This window comes from Candidatus Binatus sp. (assembly GCF_036567905.1).
Taxonomy (GTDB): domain Bacteria; phylum Desulfobacterota; class Binatia; order Binatales; family Binataceae; genus Binatus.
The window spans coordinates 21,442-36,988 of the sequence record NZ_DATCTO010000029.1 but is presented as its reverse complement, the minus strand read 5'-3'; the positions used below and the strand labels follow the sequence as shown (position 1 = coordinate 36,988).

Genomic DNA, 15,547 nt, shown 5'->3' with positions numbered 1-15,547 from the left:
CAACACCTTCGCGCAGTTGAGCGCGCACGCGCGTCGCGCGCTCAAGCGGATGCGCCGCAGACCCTCCCTGGTCATGGCCTTCTGGCAGCAGGCCGACCTCTTCCCCTTGTAAGTATATTATGCGAAGCTCAATAATTCACTTAACCGGCTGCCCAAACTTCCGGCTATGGATTCCATGAGCACTTCGAGCTCGAATCTGGCGTCAATGACCGCATCGCGCCCGGCCGCAGTGCTACAAGCCTCTGAAAGCTCCATGACCATGGCGTTGACGTCTGCAATATAGCTCTTGTCGGACCTTAGGACGTAAGCTCGTGCCTTAGCTTTCATCTTTCCTATTGTCGCGTTAGCTACCGACGCCTGCTGAGCATGGGTAACAAGGTCATTCAATTCGGTCTCCCACTTTTTCTTCTCTATCGGCCACTCCGCCAACTGATCCGTAACCTCCCTTAGTCTGTTGTCGAGATCGTGACGCTTGCTTTCCTGCTTCGTTTGCCAGTACTCAGTCAGCGACTTGGGTATCCATACGGCGTTGCCGCACAGCCAGCGTGTAAAAGTAGTCTTTAGCGATTCGAACAAGTAAGTAAGGACGATCAGCGAAAGCAGAGCGAGCACTGAATTAAGAGTTGGCTTGTCGCTCCAAATGTCCGAGATAGGCAGTCTAGTTAGCAGAGCCAGAAAAAGTGCCGCATAGCCCATCAATAGTAGCGCTGGGAGGGTCCCAGAGATGAGGACTCTAGTCGAGAAGAGCTGCGTCAGCCGATTGAAGAAAGCTGGAAGCATCTAAATCGTAATCTGCTGAGCCCATGGTTTCCCGTTTGGGCACAGACTCGGTCGATCGCCGGCGGCGCATGGCCAGTAATGCAATTTGCTCGCGCACTCCCACACGCATGAAAAAGCGTTCAGCATAGAGCGGTTATCCCTGAATCTGGCGGTGTCAGATGGATCGAGCACAAATCGGCGTACCGACGGTTCTGCGACCGCGAACCGTCCTGCTGCCATTACGCCCTTCATTGATTCACGCGGTCCCGAAGCGAGGAACGGTCTAATGCCTTCTTGTTCGAAGGCCGCGAGAACGGGTAACGTCGAGTTCCGCAGGCTCTTAAGCACTTGCAAGTGGCGGCGGTCCAACTGGGGGTTGATGTCGCTGCCAAACCTCTGTGCGACCTGCTCGAACATTTGCGTAGCCTCGATCACGTAAACTTGTCCAACATGCTCGACGGCGAAACTCGCTTCTTTGTGTGCCTGGGCCGTCTCGATTGCTTCGCGCAGCGACGTCGACGCCGGAACTATAAGCATTCGCTTCCTCTTCTTCTGAGTGCTCATATGCCTAAGTCTCCTTTGTGGCCAGAAAGAACAGCCCCCGAGCAGGCGGCGATGGCTGCCGGAAAAACACTCGCAATATCACAATTCCAGCTGTCTCGCAAACGAGCCTTCTCGCAGCGCTTAAAGCTGATGGTTCATCTGCACTCGTGGTCTATGCGGCGTTATGTTGCAGTTCAGTGCCTCAGCTACGAAAGGGCTCGCGCTTCTCGGGCGAGCGCCAATCTTGACAAATAGTCTGTGTTGCATTAACTGCGTGACAACAGTATAAACCCTGCAATCGAAAGCGCAATGGAAAGTCCGCACCCCCTCCGATTGCACGGCGGAAGACCTTCCGAGGAGAACGGCTGATGGCTAAGATCATCACGCGCGCGTGGCTGTTTCTAACTTTTTCCGCGGCTTCCGTCGCGGTCCTAGTCTGGGGTTGTGCGCGCGTCTCTGTATCCGCGCTCAACGCTAACGGAACAACGGCAACAGCTCAGGCGTCCGGTCTGCGATACTATCTGCCGAAGCCGTATCTTTTGGTAACGCTCTTGCCGGCTGAGCCGCCAAAGGTAGAAACTTCGTCTGGCGACCAAGGTCCTCCTCCGACGATTCCGCCAAATGGCCCGGGTACAGGAGCGTCCGGTACTCACCACCGGGCAAGCGCAATGCCGCAGCCGGGTGCAGCGCCGTCAACTACCAGCACCAGTAAATCGGGAAAGGAAGCGCCGACCACGAACCAGGCGACGACGCCGTCGGCCGCGAGCGATACAGCCTTCATGGCTTCGACCAGCCGATACGTGGTTAAGCTGATTTATCTTCCCGACCTGCAGCACCCGATGGCAGTCACGGAGAGCCCCGGGTTGGTAGGTACAGTAACTATGGGGGCGAGCCTCCAAGATGGCTGGATGCTGACTTCGCTGCAGGGAAGTGGCGACAGCAAAGTTTCGGAGACCATCAGCGCTATGGCTTCGTTAGTCTCGGCAGTCTACGGAGGTGGCGCCGGCAAAGCTGCTGCTGCTGCTGCGCCGAAACCGGGTGGGGCGCCCCTTGAGGCCGCAACTTCTCCAATTTCCCAGGAGATACTCGCTCCAGGGCTTTATTCTTTCAAGTACGATGCCAACGGAACACTGAGCAACCTTTGTGCGGTTACGCTGTTCCACGCCGACGGGAATTTGCCGGGTCCCTGCGCTGGCAGTCAGAACGGACCTTAGGGCAGGCCAGCTGGGAAAGAGGGAGCGTTGGTATGCCTTTGAAGATCGCCGATGCGGACGCTACCATGATTCCAGTCGACACGGAGCCGAGCCAAATACCTGCGGGAGATGTGGTGCAGCTGCCGATCCCATACGTACAGCAGATACCGGGTCCTGGACAAAAACCATACGCAGAGCTGTGCTGGGCGGCCTGCTGTGCAATGGTTACACAGGCGCTGAATAAATGTTACCCCGACAAATATTCGGCGCTTCCGCAGACGATCTGCCGAGTTGCGTCGACAACTCTCGGAAAAGACTGCTGTCCGAACCCGGGCGACGCGGGGTGCGACGTTACGGCGGACGTTAACACCGTCTACCAGAAATGTGGGCTTCCATGCACGCAGTGGAGCAACTATTTCGAATGGGATGCTGTAAAACAGGAGATCGGTATCGGCAGGAGACCGATCGAAGTGTATTTCCTGTGGACCAGAGGCGGATCCCACGTCGCTCTGATCAGCGGCTATAAAAGCAGCACCCAAGAACTATTCGTTCTTGATCCGCTCTATGGCACGGGGTGGACGCGCTATGCGGACGTTCTCGCCGCCTATGGTTTGGGGAATTGGACCCAAAGCTATTACGGAATCGGGTTCAGTCTTGGCTAGGGCAGAGCAACTTGCCGTGGAAGCGCGCCGGCAGATTGCAAGCCAGATCGGCGAGCGTCTGTCGCGTGAGCACCCAATGGGCGAAGTGACGTGGTGGGTGGGAACTCACGGAAAGGGCAAACAACCGTTACTCGCGGAAACCTTCGAAATCTGGGCGTTGACTCACTCAGCACTGCAAGCGCTTCAGAACGGCCTTGCAGGACTTCGTCCGGATCGGAGACTCATTGAGTTTGCCGAGAATACGCGACATTTCCACCACCAGATCCGCAGGGAAGGCGGACGGTCGGTCGGCTATGCGCGATCCATGGTGAGCCGGGGACATAATGGCTCGGACCAGTGGACGCTTCAAACCGTCAGAATTTCGCCGATTGCCGATATGATCGACAGGGCGATCAGGTGGATTGATGTTCACACCGATACCGGTAAGCGCGAAGCAGCGAAAGAGCCAGAGCATCTGGTCCGACTGCTCATCATTCCGCAATATCACATCCATGCGTTCTGGCTGGAGGGACGGGACGGTGACTGGATTTTGGTTGTAAACTCGCCCAGATCCACGGCAGGGCTGAAGCCGCGGCGTCTCTACGGATGGTTCGAGTTTCTCGAGGCGCTGTCCAAACTGAAGGTCAGGGCGTCTGTGATGGCGACCACTACCAAGAAATCACCGCCCTCACTGCCGCGCGATATGCCGCGCAAGCGCAAAAAAAGGGTCAAAGCACCAAGAGGTTAGGCCGTCCTTACCAAAAACTCCATCTGAACCGGAATTTGGTATCCACGAGCGGCTTAACGGCAGCACAAAGTATCGACGGCTTTTTCGGTTCTCATGATCAACCGGGAACGTAACGCGGGCGACTTCCAAAGCGGTAGGATGTGCACTCAAGTCTGCTGGACGGGCCGTTTGGAGTGATTCGCGAAAAAAGTCTGACAGATTCTTGGAGGCTCCAATGGCACTCTATTTTCTAACAGATCAGCCGAACCACTTGCTTTCGTCGTTCAAGAAAGCCATCGACGCTGGTCACGTCGCAACTTGGTCATACGACAAGGAGGGCGACTTCACCCATACCGCTCAGCAATGGAAAAACCTAGCGTGGCTGCGACCCTCAATCGCACCGGGTCGATTGGTGTTGAATATAGTCAAACCAAACAATGCCAATGTTACTTGGGAAGTTTATGGCATTTACCATGGCCGCTTCATTGAATCGATGACAATCCATTGTCACAGCCTTTTTACGAGTGCACAGGCTACGGCATCGCCGACGCAAGGGGACATCGTTAGCTAATGGCTGATCGATCTCGACCAAGTGCACGTCGCCCCTGTCGGTAGTGTTTTAGGTCTTCATCGCATCTGTCCGTTCTGAAAACCTAATCCGCGGTGCCGCGAAGACGAACCGTCCATCCGTCATCTCGGGAAATAATAGCGTTTTAATTGTTGAACCATGCGCTTCAAACACCATGCGTCAACCGCCGCTTGTCAACCGCCCCATAGTGTCAACCGCCTTGTCAACCGATTGACAGGTTGACGGGAGAGCAGTACGCATCGGACTGGGTCATCCACCATTTTTCCGCTCATCAAACAAGATTTTTCGGGGTTTTTATCGGCGGGGGCGGCAGAGGTAGGTCGAAAATGAATCATGCAGCCGATCGCGTCACCCAGTGGTGCCGTTGGCATCATGATTCCCGGGCACCTCTCCCGTCCACTAGTAGGGTTGCTGAAAAGCCGCAAAGCGCGCCTAATGAGCTGATTATAATCGCGATTTCAAATCAGCGCTGAGAGGACCCCGCACAATGAGAGGCCGAGATGATCGCGTCGCGACTCCGCTCCTAAGCAGAATACTCACCGCAGCGGCGCAAGCATCGCCTGCGTTCCTGTTGCTGATCCTGCTGCTCGCGGCGACCGCCCGGGACGCCGCAGCGCAGTCCGGAATACGGGATTACCAAAATCACTGCGCTGAGTGCCATGGGCTTGGCGGCAGGGGTGACGGCCCCACATGCTTGACCATTCCGATGAACCCGCCGCCGAACGACCTCACTCAGATGGCGAAAAACAATGGCGGAAAATTCCCCTTCGATGAGGTCGTGGAGTCGGTCGACGGGCGCAAGAATATACCGTCGCATGCGCGACTCCAGATGCCTTTTTGGGGGACGACCCTTCAGAAACCGGGCAAGGAGTTCACGCCCGAAAGCGATGCCGAGGTGAAGAAAAGAATCGAATCGATGGCGCGATACGTCGAGAGCATCCAGCAGAAGTGACGCGACCCGCGAGCGCCTATCCGTTAGCGGCTTCGTTCGCCGCGCCAGGCCAGCAGTTATTTGGCGGCCTAATGGACCGCGTGCTCGAACGAATGCAAAACCCTCAGCGTGCGTTCTCGATCCATCGGTTTCGAGGTGTAGTACTGGACGCTATAGGCACGCGCGCGCCGTTCGGTCTCGGGACTGTGAATCGCGGCGATGTAGGCAACAAGTGCGTGGAGCGCGTGTTTTCGCACTTGCCCAAGAAGCCAGGCGCTGGTCGATTCCTCGAGCGCTTCGTCGTCGATTACAACCATCTTGACGTCCGGCTTGAGCAGAAAATCGTGCCCATCATACGGATCGGCAAATTTCGCGATGACCCAGGAATCGCTCACCCCCTCGGCAATTATCTTCACGACCGATTCGTCGCGCGAAAAAACCGCAATCGCCCCACGCTTTTCGCCCGCGCTGCCTGCCGGGTCCGCCTGTGATACAAGCGCAAGCCGGGGCCCGGACTTGCGGCTTGCTTTGTGCTGCGAGGAGCTTGATGCGAGCTTCGGTCGATTGTGCTGCTGGAGCATAGATTTGCCCGGCTGGCAACCTTGGCATCCCAGCTCTTGCTTGAAACATGCCAACGCAACCGCTCGGGCAAAACGCCGCTGAAATCCGGCGATTTTGGTTTTTGGAGGAACATATGTTAAGAAGGAATTGTCCCCGCTGAGCGCAGTTTTTAATCTGTTTGACGCCTTTGGAGCCAGTTCGCCCGGAAAGCCAACGAATGAAGACAAACACCAACCCACCGGCTCCCGCTTCTCTGCCCAGCGGGGGGCCACGCTATTTTCACTTGCTGTGGGACACGGAACTCGACGAGCTCCGTCCGGTCCTGGAGTCCATCCAGAAACATCGCAACCGCGTGCTGGAACACTGGCACCAGCTCTACGTGCTGCATTTTGCCGACAGCCGCGCGCTGACCAAGACGGAATTCATGGAGACCTTCGGCGGCGAGCTCGATGCCACGCTGAAGGATCTACTCGACAAAGACATGGACACCTTCGCCGCCGACGTCGCACGAATCGGGGAACAGCTCGCCGAACGCGGTGTGCCATTCTCGGAGTTGATCGTCTCGATTCACCTTTTCGAGGAGAGCGCGGCCACCGCGTTTCCGTCGTTCCCGCCACTAACGGGGCAGACGTACCAGTCGTTCGACAAGCTGAGCCATATCCGAATGGTCGTGCTCGCCGATACCTACTTCCGGTCGAAGACCGCCGTCTCCGGAGCGCGAATCATGGCGCTCGAACGCGAGGCCGAAGCGCTTCCATATCATTCTCGCAGCCGGTTCCACGGGATGGTCGGCGCCAGTGCGACGATGCGGCAGCTGTACGACCGGGTCGAAGCGGCTGGCGTCACCCGCGGCACGATTCTAATCGTCGGCGAGAGCGGCACGGGCAAGGAGCTGGTAGCGCACGCCATCCATGAATGCGGCCCGCAGCCGGGGGCTCCGTTCGTCGCGCTCAATTGCGCGGCTGTACCCAAGGACCTGATCGAAAGCGAGCTGTTTGGATACAAGCGCGGCGCGTTCAGCGGAGCGAACGCCGAGTACCTGGGGCTGTTCCGCGCGGCTGACGGCGGAACCCTGTTCCTGGACGAGGTCACGGAGATGAGCGCCGACACGCAGAGCAAGCTGCTGCGCGCCATTCAGGAGCGCGCGGTGCGTCCGGTAGGCTCGACCAGAGAGATTGCAGTGGACGTGCGCCTGATCGCCTCGACCAACCGCGATCCCCAGGAGGAGGTGAAGGCCGGGCGCCTTCGAGACGACCTCTACTACCGTCTTCAGGCGGGCGTGATTCATATACCGCCGCTGCGGGAGCGGCTTGAGGATGTTGCGCTGCTGGTCGAACATTTCATTGAGCTCTTCAACGCAAGGCAGATGCGCGGAGTTCCGGTCACGGGGGCCGAGGACGAAGCGATCGGGTCCATGCGGCGGTATTCGTGGCCGGGCAACGTGCGCGAACTTGCCAACGCGATCGAGACCGCATTCACCTTCAGCCGCTCGCCCGTGATCCGATTGCAGGACCTGCCGGCGTCGATCGCCGGTTCGCGCGCCGCCGAACGCGTTCCCGTCGCCAAGGGAAATCCGGTCGGCAGTTTCGCCGATGCCGAGCACGCCCTTATCCGCCGCGCACTCGATGCGACCGAAGGCAACAAGGTGCAGGCAGCCAGGCTGCTGAAGATCTCCCGCAAGAAGCTGTACGCCAAGATCGTGAAGTACGGAATCGAATGATCAGGTTCGCGGCAGACGCGTTTCACCCTGCCAGATAGCGGTCAGGGCGCCGTCCTGGTCAGACCACGTGTAACGCGCGCGTCCGCCGAAAGCTTTCTGCAGTTCGCGGGCGATACGATGCGCGAGCTTTTGCGACGTGGTCAGCACCTCGAGCGTCGCGCCGTCCCATTTACTGGAGACAATTCGCCGCTCGGGCTGAGTGAATTCGGCGCGCCGTTCGACGTTGGCGATCCGCGAGCGGATCGCGTCGAGGTTTGCGCTTGCTTTCGCGCCGCGCACCAAGACCCGGCCGAAGTACTCGCCACTTTTCGCCTGCTTGCACGCCGGGCAGATAGTCCATGCCGCCGCGTTGATTAGTTTCGCCGGCAGCGGCCGATTGCGCCGCCAGGTTTTGGCGGTATAAATGCTCCCACAGCTGTCGCAAACCGAGGGATCTTCTGGCGCGCGCTGCTTCTGTGCGACGGGCGGGCTCATGTTGGAGCGCGTGCCGCGGCGGTCGAGGCTGCGGGTGAGTCCCTTTTGGGGGATGTTGCCGGTGGTCCGTTGCTTCATTCGATTCCCCTTCGCGTTCGGTTTCTCCTCAGCCGGCCCTTAGCCGTTCATGATCTTGTTGGTTCCGGCAACGACCAATAAGAACGCCCTTAGCAGATCACTGGTGGTGACGATGCCGACCAGCTTGCCGTCGGCGACAATCGGCAGTCCACCGATCTTGTGCTTCAGCATCAGGCGGGCCGCGTCTTCCACCGTGCTATGCGGCGCGACGGTGATGAGCTCGGTGCGCATCGCCGCATTCACCCGCGTCGATCCCAGGTAGCCCCTGTGCTCGCGGATATCGCGCTCGGTGAGGATCCCGACCAGCCGCCCGTCCTCCACCACCGGCAAACGCCTGAACCGGCCGTCGTCCATAACGGCCTTTGCGTTCGCCAGCGTGTCGTCAGGGTTGATTACGATGGGACTCGAGGTCATCAGGTTGACAATCTGCATGGTTGTCCTCCGACGCAGGCAGTTGACGAGAGTGCAATTCGCTTGCCATCAGCGGCTAAGCGTCGATGGCGCTTACTGCAATGAAGGTGAAGGCTTTTCTGAGCCGCAGGCTGAACGCCCCCCTGTCTCGCCCTGCCCGTCAGCCGCATCGACATTCGCAAAATGACGCGAACCGATACATCTTCATGATCGACGCAAAGCTTCGCCAAACTGAGTGCCTGCCGGAGCAGCGCGGCTCCTGAATGACTCCTGGGCGTTATTCCTGTTTTGATTCCTGTTTCGAGCCAAGCAGCTTTTGAAGTGATTGGAACGTCAGTTGACTGCCAGATGCTCTCTTAACAATGCTTTAGTACAGAAGTTTCTGAGTGCTGCGATCGGATACAGGTCAGCGCGGTAGCGATCGAATCGTGATTGCGAACCGCGAAGAACTAAATTCGTGGGATGGCACGGCATTCGCTTGTAGAATGAGTGCGGTGACAGCCTGACCGCGAAGGAGCGCATTCTTATGGCATATCCATTCCGCAGGATTCTTTGCCCGGTGGATTTCGACGATAACTCGATGCAAGCGCTCGATACGGCCGCGAATTTCGCCCGCGAGAACGACGGCACTGTATTTGTCTTGCACGTGGTTCCGATGATCATCGCGCCGACGGGAATGCCGGTCTATGTTGACCTCTACAAGGGGCAGGAAGAGACTGCTCGCGCCAAGCTGCTCGAGATCGCACACAAGCGGCTGGCCGGAATCAAGTACGAACTCCTGACCCATACCGGCGAGCCGGCCGGCACCATCTTAAGTGCCGAAAAGAAGACCAGCGCCGACGTGGTCGTAATGGCCACGCACGGGCGGCGAGGCTTCAAGCGCTTTTTCCTTGGCAGCATCGCCGAAGTCGTCTTGCGCGAATCCGCCTGCCCGGTGCTGACCGTGCGCTGCACTCCAGCGCAAAGCGACCTGGTCGGCACCTGGATGACGAAAAACCCGGTCACCGCGACTCCGCACGAGAAGCTCTCCGCCATCGCAACCAAGATGCACTTGGGAGGCTTTCGATGCGTGCCGATCCTCAATGACGGCGTCCCGGTCGGAATTGTGACCGACCGCGACATCCGCCAGCACACCGGCTCCCTGGATCAAACCGAGGCGTGCAAGGCGATGAGCGAAGTGCTGATAACGGTAACGCCGTCGACCGATATTCGGGAGGCTGCGCGCCTGCTGCGCGAGCGGAAGATCGGAGGGCTGCCAGTGCTGGAAAATGGCAAGCTGGCCGGCGTGATAACCACCGGCGACGTGCTTGAGGCGCTGACCACACGAGTCTGAGCCGGCGAGCAGCCAGGAACGATGCGCGGGCCCGGGTGAAATGATGGAATCATGCCCGACGCCGAGGCCTCACGGAGATCGCGCCGGTGGCGTCTCGGCGCTGGTCGAGGCAATGATGCGGCCGGGGTTCTACCCGGACTCGCCCGCTCGGGTAGAACTCAAGCAGACGCACATATCTTACGTCTTTGTCGCCGGAGAAACGGTCTTCAAGGTCAAGAAGCCGGTTCATTTCGCATTCCTGGACTGCTCCAGGCTCGCTCAGCGGTTCCACTACTGCATCGAGGAGGTGCGCCTCAACGCGCGCCTTTCGCCGCGCGTGTATCTCGGCGTGTTCGCGATTCTTAAGCGCGCGGACTGCTTCGTGCTCGGACCCGAGGTTCGCGTGGAGCATCCCGAAGCCGTCGAGTACGCGGTCAAGATGCGCCGGCTGCCCGAAGACCGAATGCTCGATCGGCTTCTTGCCGCGGGCCAGGTGGAGAGCCGCACGATTCGCGCGATTGCGGCGCGTATCGCGGAATTTCACGCGAGCGCGCCGTCGAATCGTGGATGGACCTACGGTTCAGCCGCGGCAATCTGGCGCGGCGTGATCGAGGACATCGCGCAGAACCAGGATTCTATCGGCCACACGCTTCGCCAGGACCAGTTCACGGCGATCGACGCCTTCTGCCGCGCCTTTATCACGGCTCATTGGCGGCCATTGAATGAGCGGGCGCGCGCGGGCCGCGTGCGCGAAGGCCACGGCGATTTGCGCGCCGAGCACATCTGCATTACGGGCAACCAAAACGCAATCGATGTGATCGATTGCGTCGAGTTCAGCGAGCAGCTGCGCTACGGCGATGTCGCTTCGGAGATCGCGTTCCTGGCGATGGACCTCGAGCGGCTGGGCGCGCCTGGGCTCGCCGAGGAGTTGGTCGAGGCCTACGCCGCGATCGCCGGCGACGAAGAGCTTGCGCTGTTCGTCCCGTTCTACAAGTGCTATCGCGCATGCGTGCGGGGCAAGGTCGAGAGCCTGAGAAGCCTCGAGCGCGAAGTTGGCGCCACGCAAAGCGAGCGCGCCCGCCAGCTCGCGCGCGGTTACTTCGAGCTAGCGTGGCGCTATGCGCACGGCGCATCGCCGGCTCTGATCGTGGTGTGCGGGCTTTCGGGCGCGGGCAAATCGACCGTCGCGCGCATGCTTCAGCATCGCAAAGGCTTCAAAATCATCAACTCGGACCGCGTCCGCAAGCGCCTGGCAGCGGTCACCGCGCACGAGCACGTCCGCACGGATTACGCCACGGACATATATTCCGGCAGCTTTACGAGAATCACCTACGGCGCGATGCTCGGCGAAGCGGAGAGCCTGCTGAGCGACGGCCGCGGAGCAATCCTTGACGCGACGTTCAAGGCGTCTGCCGATCGGCAGCTCGCGCTGGCGATAGCGGCGCGGCACGGCGCGGCGGTGCTATTCGTCGAGTGCGTAGTCAGCGAAGACGAAGCGATACGCCGGCTGGAGCGGCGCGGATCGATACACGGTGAAGTGTCAGACGCTACGCCAGAGGTGTACCAGCGCCAGCGCGCCGAGTTCGAGCCGCTGCGCGAGATTGCGGCGCAAAACCACCTGCGCATCGACACCACCCAGCAGCGCGAATACCTTGCCACTGAAATCGACGAGGCGCTCGAACACCTGGCGCAGCGTACGCCCGGCGAGCATCGCAATTATGAAGCTCCTTAGACAGCTGGTTACATGAGAAAGATCGGGACCATCAGCGCAATGCTGGCAAAGTAGGCGAGCGGAAATACCCATCGCGAAGCGGAGTGAATAGCCGCCGCGGCGCTTTCCCTCTTGCGCAAGTGCAGCACATGAATGAGCGTTATCTCGATCATTACGAGAAAAATAAAGACAAAGCTCGTCAGGAATACCCCATCGAAGAAAGTCAGGTAGCCGATCCGCGGCAGATTTCTTTCGATCGCAAATGAAAACGCGACCAGCGTCAGCATGGTCGTCACCGCAATCTTCGCCTGCCAATCGAACTGCGACAGCTCGATCCAGAACACAGACCACGACACCAGGACCATGATCAGAATTGGCAGAAACACTTTCCACAGATAGAAGGCCGCCCTGCGTCGCACTTTCAAATCGAACCTGATCTGCGGGATATCGCCCACCACATTTCGAATCTTGAGTGTCTCCGCGGTCGCTGCCAGGCCTCCGATTTTCCATTCCGGCAACTCCACCCAGGTCTGTTCGCCGACGCGGGAAGAGACGCGGTCCACGCTCAGCTTGAGCTGAGTTGTGTCGGTAAGAAGTGGCTGCACGATGACCTGCAGGTTCTGCTTATCGAAGGGAAACTGTCTCAAAAGGAAATCGGAGGAGACCTGTGCGTCGAACTGCTCGACATAGCGGACCGAACCCTGCGCATTTGCCAGAATGCTGAAAGACAGACGCTCGCGACGGGCGGCTGCGTTGGCTAGTTCCAGCGAGGGCGTCCAGATTTGCCCTTCGCGATAGCGTTGCCAATGGTCGGCGCCATTACTGGCGGCGGGCGCGGTGGCGAGCCGGGGATCTTTCCAGCTGACGATCAAATAGCCATCCAGCTCGACCCACTCGTGCACCTCGTCGATGTCGGCGAGGTTGGTGATGTACAAACCGACCTTCACCGGTACCGGCACACCAGGACTCCCCGGCGGTTCCAGCAGGATCTGATCGGTTGTCGGATTTAGAGCCGCCGCCCGAGCTTTCGTGCCTGGCGCAAAACCAACGCAGGCGGTCGTGATGGCCACGAGCAGGACAGGCAGCGCGATACGGCTGAACCGGTGATGAGGCACTTGCGGGGCGTTCTAGCACGCGCCCACAACGAAATCCATTTGCTGAGACCGCGCGCGCGCAGCGCTATCGCACCGCCATTCGGCGATCCTGAATCGTGTTGAGGTAGGCGATTATTTTGCCGATCACTTCCCCGATCCCGTATTCACCCCTTTCACCCTGACCAAGCTCGTAGAGGCGCTCTCCCCATACGGGCATCTCGCGAGTTCCATGCGCTCTGGGCGTATCTCGACCGTCGATCATTTCGGCCATGCGATGCGCCGGCAGCGGCACGCCATATTTGTCGCCGAGCTTGCGCAGACTTGTCGGCGGCGTGGACAGGCTCTTCGCCACCGGACCGTCTCCGAGACCGTCCAGCCCATGGCATGACGCGCAGTAGCGAATGAAATAGCGGTGCCCGTCGCTCACGTCATTGCCCGCGGATAGCGCGGGCTGCGAGACGGACAGCGCGGCGCCCAGCGCAAACATTGACGCCAACACTCTCGGCTTCATTGATTCACCCAATGATATTTAACTTGGAATGCTCAACGCGCGCCAGGCGTCGCGGCCGGAGTCGGAGTCGCGGTCGAGGTAGGCGACGGCTGCATCGCCGCGGCGGCCGCTTCGGGATCCGGGATGTATTCCGGAGGATACGGAAGCTGCCGCCAGCTGAGCAGCAGGAGCGTCAGCGCTCTCGATTCTTCGGGCTTCATGTTGAAATCGGGCATCTGCGTGTTTGGCGAAACTACGCTCGCCTGCGTCAGATGCTGCACGTTCCAATTGAACATCGTGCGTGCGCCTTGCACGTGCGCGAAGCTCAACAGTTCGGGGTTTTTGTCGCCCTCGTAGGTCAGCTCGGGTCCGGTGTTGCCGCCGCGCCCTTCGACGACGTGGCAGACCTGGCACTTTTTCTTTTTGAAGAGCTGTTTGGCGAGATTGATCTCTGCCATCGCCGGGGTCGCGGCATCATGGCGATGGCAAAAATTGCATCGCATCTGAGTCATCTCGTTCATCGTGAGTCCGTTGCGCTTCGCCAGTGCGCGCGAGAGCATCGGATCGTCCCATCCCCGTCCGCCTTGATGAGCCCCCGCGAGAGTCGTTGCCGATCCGTCGCCGCCGTGGCATGGCGTGCATCCGAATCGCTCGAACTCATGCTTGGCGAGCCAATCGTTCATCGGATGCGGTTTCAGCGGCTCGGCGATTGTGGCCGGAAGAACCGAAGACCATTCGTAGCCGAGATGGCACGTGATGCAGCGATCGGTGACGCCAATCTTGGGTATCCAGATCTGTTTGATGCCCGCGCGGAACTCGCGCGCGTCTTCGGCTTTACCGTAGTGGCTGAGCAGTTGAGGAAACTCGCGCTGATAAGCTCCCCAATCGGTGCTGAACTCAATCCAGAAGCCAACCACGACGAGCACGAAGAACAGGAGCGACATCGCGACCAACCAGCCGAAGTCCTTCGCCTCGAACGATTCGTTCTTGCCGCCCTGTTCGTTCATTTCAGTATAACCGCGGCATCTCGGGGCGCGGCTGGCCGGGCCAGTAGATCCGCCAGTAGGGACCGCGCAAGTAAACCCCGACCACGATCAGCACGATGATCGCGAGCGTCGCCAGCGCGAAGGTTACGTTCTGCCGCCTGCGCTCGGGGGCGAACCATCGCCCTTCGGTCCGAAGTGAAGAACGGTCGATGAACGGCCATAGCGTGAGCACGGCCAGGAGAAATCCGGGCAGCAGTATTCCGCCCAGCAACGCGCCGCTGACCGTAAACCCACCCATCCGAATCGTCGTTGAGGCGACCAACTCCTGCAGCCAGACGAAATACCAGGGCGCTTTGGCCGGATTCGGCGTCACCGATGGATTGGCGAGACCCTCCAGCGGCGCATTGAACATCAACGCGGCCAGCAGCGTGATGTTGAACACGATCAGGAAGACCAGCGCGATTCGCCGCGACATATTTGGCGACGAGAAGACCTGATCGGACTCTTCAAGCCCGGTCGAACTCATCACCTGCACGGAAGTACCCGGGGTAATTCCGAACAGCGAGTAACTTTTGGTCTTCGGAACCGCCTTCGGCGCCATCGTGCGGTCGTTGCGAACGCGCTCGATCGCCGCGAGGCCGCCGTCCTTGCGCACGCGCCACATGTGATAAGCGAACAGCACCAGGGCGAAGACCGGCAGGAAGAAGACGTGCAGCACGTAAAAGCGCAGCAAGGTCTGCTGTCCAATTTCATGGCCGCCAAGCAGAATGAATTGCATCGTCGGTCCGACCACCGGCGCCTGCTTGGCGATGCTGGTGCCTACCGTGATTGCCCAGAATGCGAGCTGATCCCACGGCAGCAGGTAACCGGTGAAGGACAGCAGCAAAGTCGCGAGGAAAAGAATTACCCCGGTCACCCAGTTGATCGACCGGCCGCCGCGGTACGCGCCGGTGAAGAACACCCGCGCCATGTGGATGTACACGACGGCGACCATTCCTTCCGCCGCCCATCGATGCTGATTTCTGAGCAGGCGGCCGAAGCTGACGGCGTACTCGAGGTCCTTGATGCTTCCGTATGCGCGCTCGGTGGACGGTACGTAGTAGAACATCAGCATCACGCCGGTGACGGTCAGGATCATCAGCAGCGATGCCGACGCGGTGCCGAGCCAGAACGAGTAGTTCCAGTCCATGCTGGCGCGGGCGACCTTGGCCGGGAACCAGTGGAGCCAGAAGTTCTTGACGATCGATTCCGACGATTCGCGCTCGCTTTCGGGGGACCACGCCCACAAAGTCTTGCGCCAGAGCGCCTTGATCCTGTCGCCCACGAT

At 59.5% G+C, this 15,547-nt stretch carries 17 protein-coding genes; 7 read left to right on the top strand and 10 right to left on the bottom strand.

What is annotated here, in order from left to right; all coding sequences use genetic code 11:
• Positions 1–117: 117 nt before the first annotated feature.
• The 3 genes from VIO10_RS04275 to VIO10_RS04265 all read right to left on the bottom strand — a co-directional run bounded on the left by VIO10_RS04275 (position 118) and on the right by VIO10_RS04265 (position 2,083).
• Positions 118–696 carry a hypothetical protein gene (locus tag VIO10_RS04275; protein ID WP_331959861.1) on the bottom strand — a complete coding sequence of 193 codons (579 nt, stop codon included), beginning with the start codon at positions 694–696 and terminating at the stop codon, positions 118–120.
• 84 nt (positions 697–780) lie between these two features.
• Complete coding sequence (locus VIO10_RS04270) at positions 781–1,323, bottom strand: hypothetical protein (protein WP_331959859.1); 543 nt, start codon at positions 1,321–1,323, stop codon at positions 781–783.
• Positions 1,324–1,951: 628 nt separating this feature from the next.
• Positions 1,952–2,083 carry a hypothetical protein gene (locus tag VIO10_RS04265; protein WP_331959857.1) on the bottom strand — a complete coding sequence of 44 codons (132 nt, stop codon included), beginning with the start codon at positions 2,081–2,083 and terminating at the stop codon, positions 1,952–1,954.
• A gap of 465 nt (positions 2,084–2,548) precedes the next feature.
• Between VIO10_RS04265 and VIO10_RS04260 the strand changes: the two genes are divergently transcribed.
• The 4 genes from VIO10_RS04260 to VIO10_RS04245 all read left to right on the top strand — a co-directional run bounded on the left by VIO10_RS04260 (position 2,549) and on the right by VIO10_RS04245 (position 5,404).
• Positions 2,549–3,157: a papain-like cysteine protease family protein gene (locus VIO10_RS04260; RefSeq protein ID WP_331959855.1), complete on the top strand. Its 609-nt coding sequence runs from the start codon at positions 2,549–2,551 to the stop codon at positions 3,155–3,157.
• Entirely contained in the window at positions 3,150–3,884 is a 735-nt protein-coding gene (locus tag VIO10_RS04255) for a hypothetical protein (RefSeq protein WP_331959853.1), read from the top strand. Before VIO10_RS04260 ends, VIO10_RS04255 begins: the two co-directional genes overlap by 8 nt.
• A 214-nt stretch (positions 3,885–4,098) precedes the next feature.
• Positions 4,099–4,434 (top strand): hypothetical protein, encoded by a 336-nt coding sequence (locus VIO10_RS04250; RefSeq protein WP_331959850.1) that lies wholly within the window; start codon positions 4,099–4,101, stop codon positions 4,432–4,434.
• A gap of 589 nt (positions 4,435–5,023) precedes the next feature.
• Entirely contained in the window at positions 5,024–5,404 is a 381-nt protein-coding gene (locus VIO10_RS04245) for a c-type cytochrome (protein ID WP_331959847.1), read from the top strand.
• Between the two features lie 68 nt (positions 5,405–5,472).
• Here the strand turns inward: VIO10_RS04245 and VIO10_RS04240 are convergent, their stop codons facing one another.
• On the bottom strand, positions 5,473–6,171 hold the full coding sequence (locus tag VIO10_RS04240; RefSeq protein WP_331959844.1) for a hypothetical protein: 699 nt from the start codon (positions 6,169–6,171) through the stop codon (positions 5,473–5,475).
• Between VIO10_RS04240 and VIO10_RS04235 the strand changes: the two genes are divergently transcribed.
• A complete protein-coding gene (locus tag VIO10_RS04235; RefSeq protein WP_331959841.1) occupies positions 6,162–7,664 on the top strand; it encodes a sigma-54 dependent transcriptional regulator in 1,503 nt (500 codons plus the stop codon). The two genes, VIO10_RS04240 and VIO10_RS04235, sit on opposite strands and share 10 nt — an antisense overlap.
• Here VIO10_RS04235 and VIO10_RS04230 read toward each other — a convergent pair whose 3' ends face one another.
• Together VIO10_RS04230 and VIO10_RS04225 are read right to left on the bottom strand one after the other, a co-directional pair.
• Positions 7,665–8,216, bottom strand: a complete 552-nt coding sequence (locus VIO10_RS04230) for a hypothetical protein (protein ID WP_331959839.1) — start codon at positions 8,214–8,216, stop codon at positions 7,665–7,667. It abuts the gene before it with no gap.
• Positions 8,217–8,255: 39 nt separating this feature from the next.
• On the bottom strand, positions 8,256–8,648 hold the full coding sequence (locus tag VIO10_RS04225; protein ID WP_331959836.1) for a CBS domain-containing protein: 393 nt from the start codon (positions 8,646–8,648) through the stop codon (positions 8,256–8,258).
• 505 nt (positions 8,649–9,153) lie between these two features.
• Here VIO10_RS04225 and VIO10_RS04220 point away from each other — a divergent pair.
• Together VIO10_RS04220 and VIO10_RS04215 are read left to right on the top strand one after the other, a co-directional pair.
• Positions 9,154–9,960 (top strand): universal stress protein, encoded by an 807-nt coding sequence (locus tag VIO10_RS04220; RefSeq protein ID WP_331959834.1) that lies wholly within the window; start codon positions 9,154–9,156, stop codon positions 9,958–9,960.
• Positions 9,961–10,003: 43 nt separating this feature from the next.
• Positions 10,004–11,671 (top strand): AAA family ATPase, encoded by a 1,668-nt coding sequence (locus VIO10_RS04215; protein ID WP_331959831.1) that lies wholly within the window; start codon positions 10,004–10,006, stop codon positions 11,669–11,671.
• A gap of 8 nt (positions 11,672–11,679) precedes the next feature.
• On the opposite strand, the gene VIO10_RS04210 is transcribed toward VIO10_RS04215, so the two are convergent.
• The 4 genes from VIO10_RS04210 to VIO10_RS04195 form a co-directional block, all read right to left on the bottom strand.
• Positions 11,680–12,720, bottom strand: coding sequence for a hypothetical protein (locus tag VIO10_RS04210; protein WP_331959828.1), 1,041 nt, complete (start codon positions 12,718–12,720; stop codon positions 11,680–11,682).
• A 109-nt stretch (positions 12,721–12,829) separates the two neighbouring features.
• A complete protein-coding gene (locus VIO10_RS04205) occupies positions 12,830–13,255 on the bottom strand; it encodes a c-type cytochrome (protein ID WP_331959825.1) in 426 nt (141 codons plus the stop codon).
• 32 nt (positions 13,256–13,287) lie between these two features.
• On the bottom strand, positions 13,288–14,241 hold the full coding sequence (locus VIO10_RS04200; RefSeq protein WP_331959822.1) for a c-type cytochrome: 954 nt from the start codon (positions 14,239–14,241) through the stop codon (positions 13,288–13,290).
• A gap of 1 nt (position 14,242) precedes the next feature.
• Positions 14,243–15,544, bottom strand: a complete 1,302-nt coding sequence (locus VIO10_RS04195; protein ID WP_331959819.1) for a cytochrome b — start codon at positions 15,542–15,544, stop codon at positions 14,243–14,245.
• Positions 15,545–15,547 lie beyond the last annotated feature (3 nt).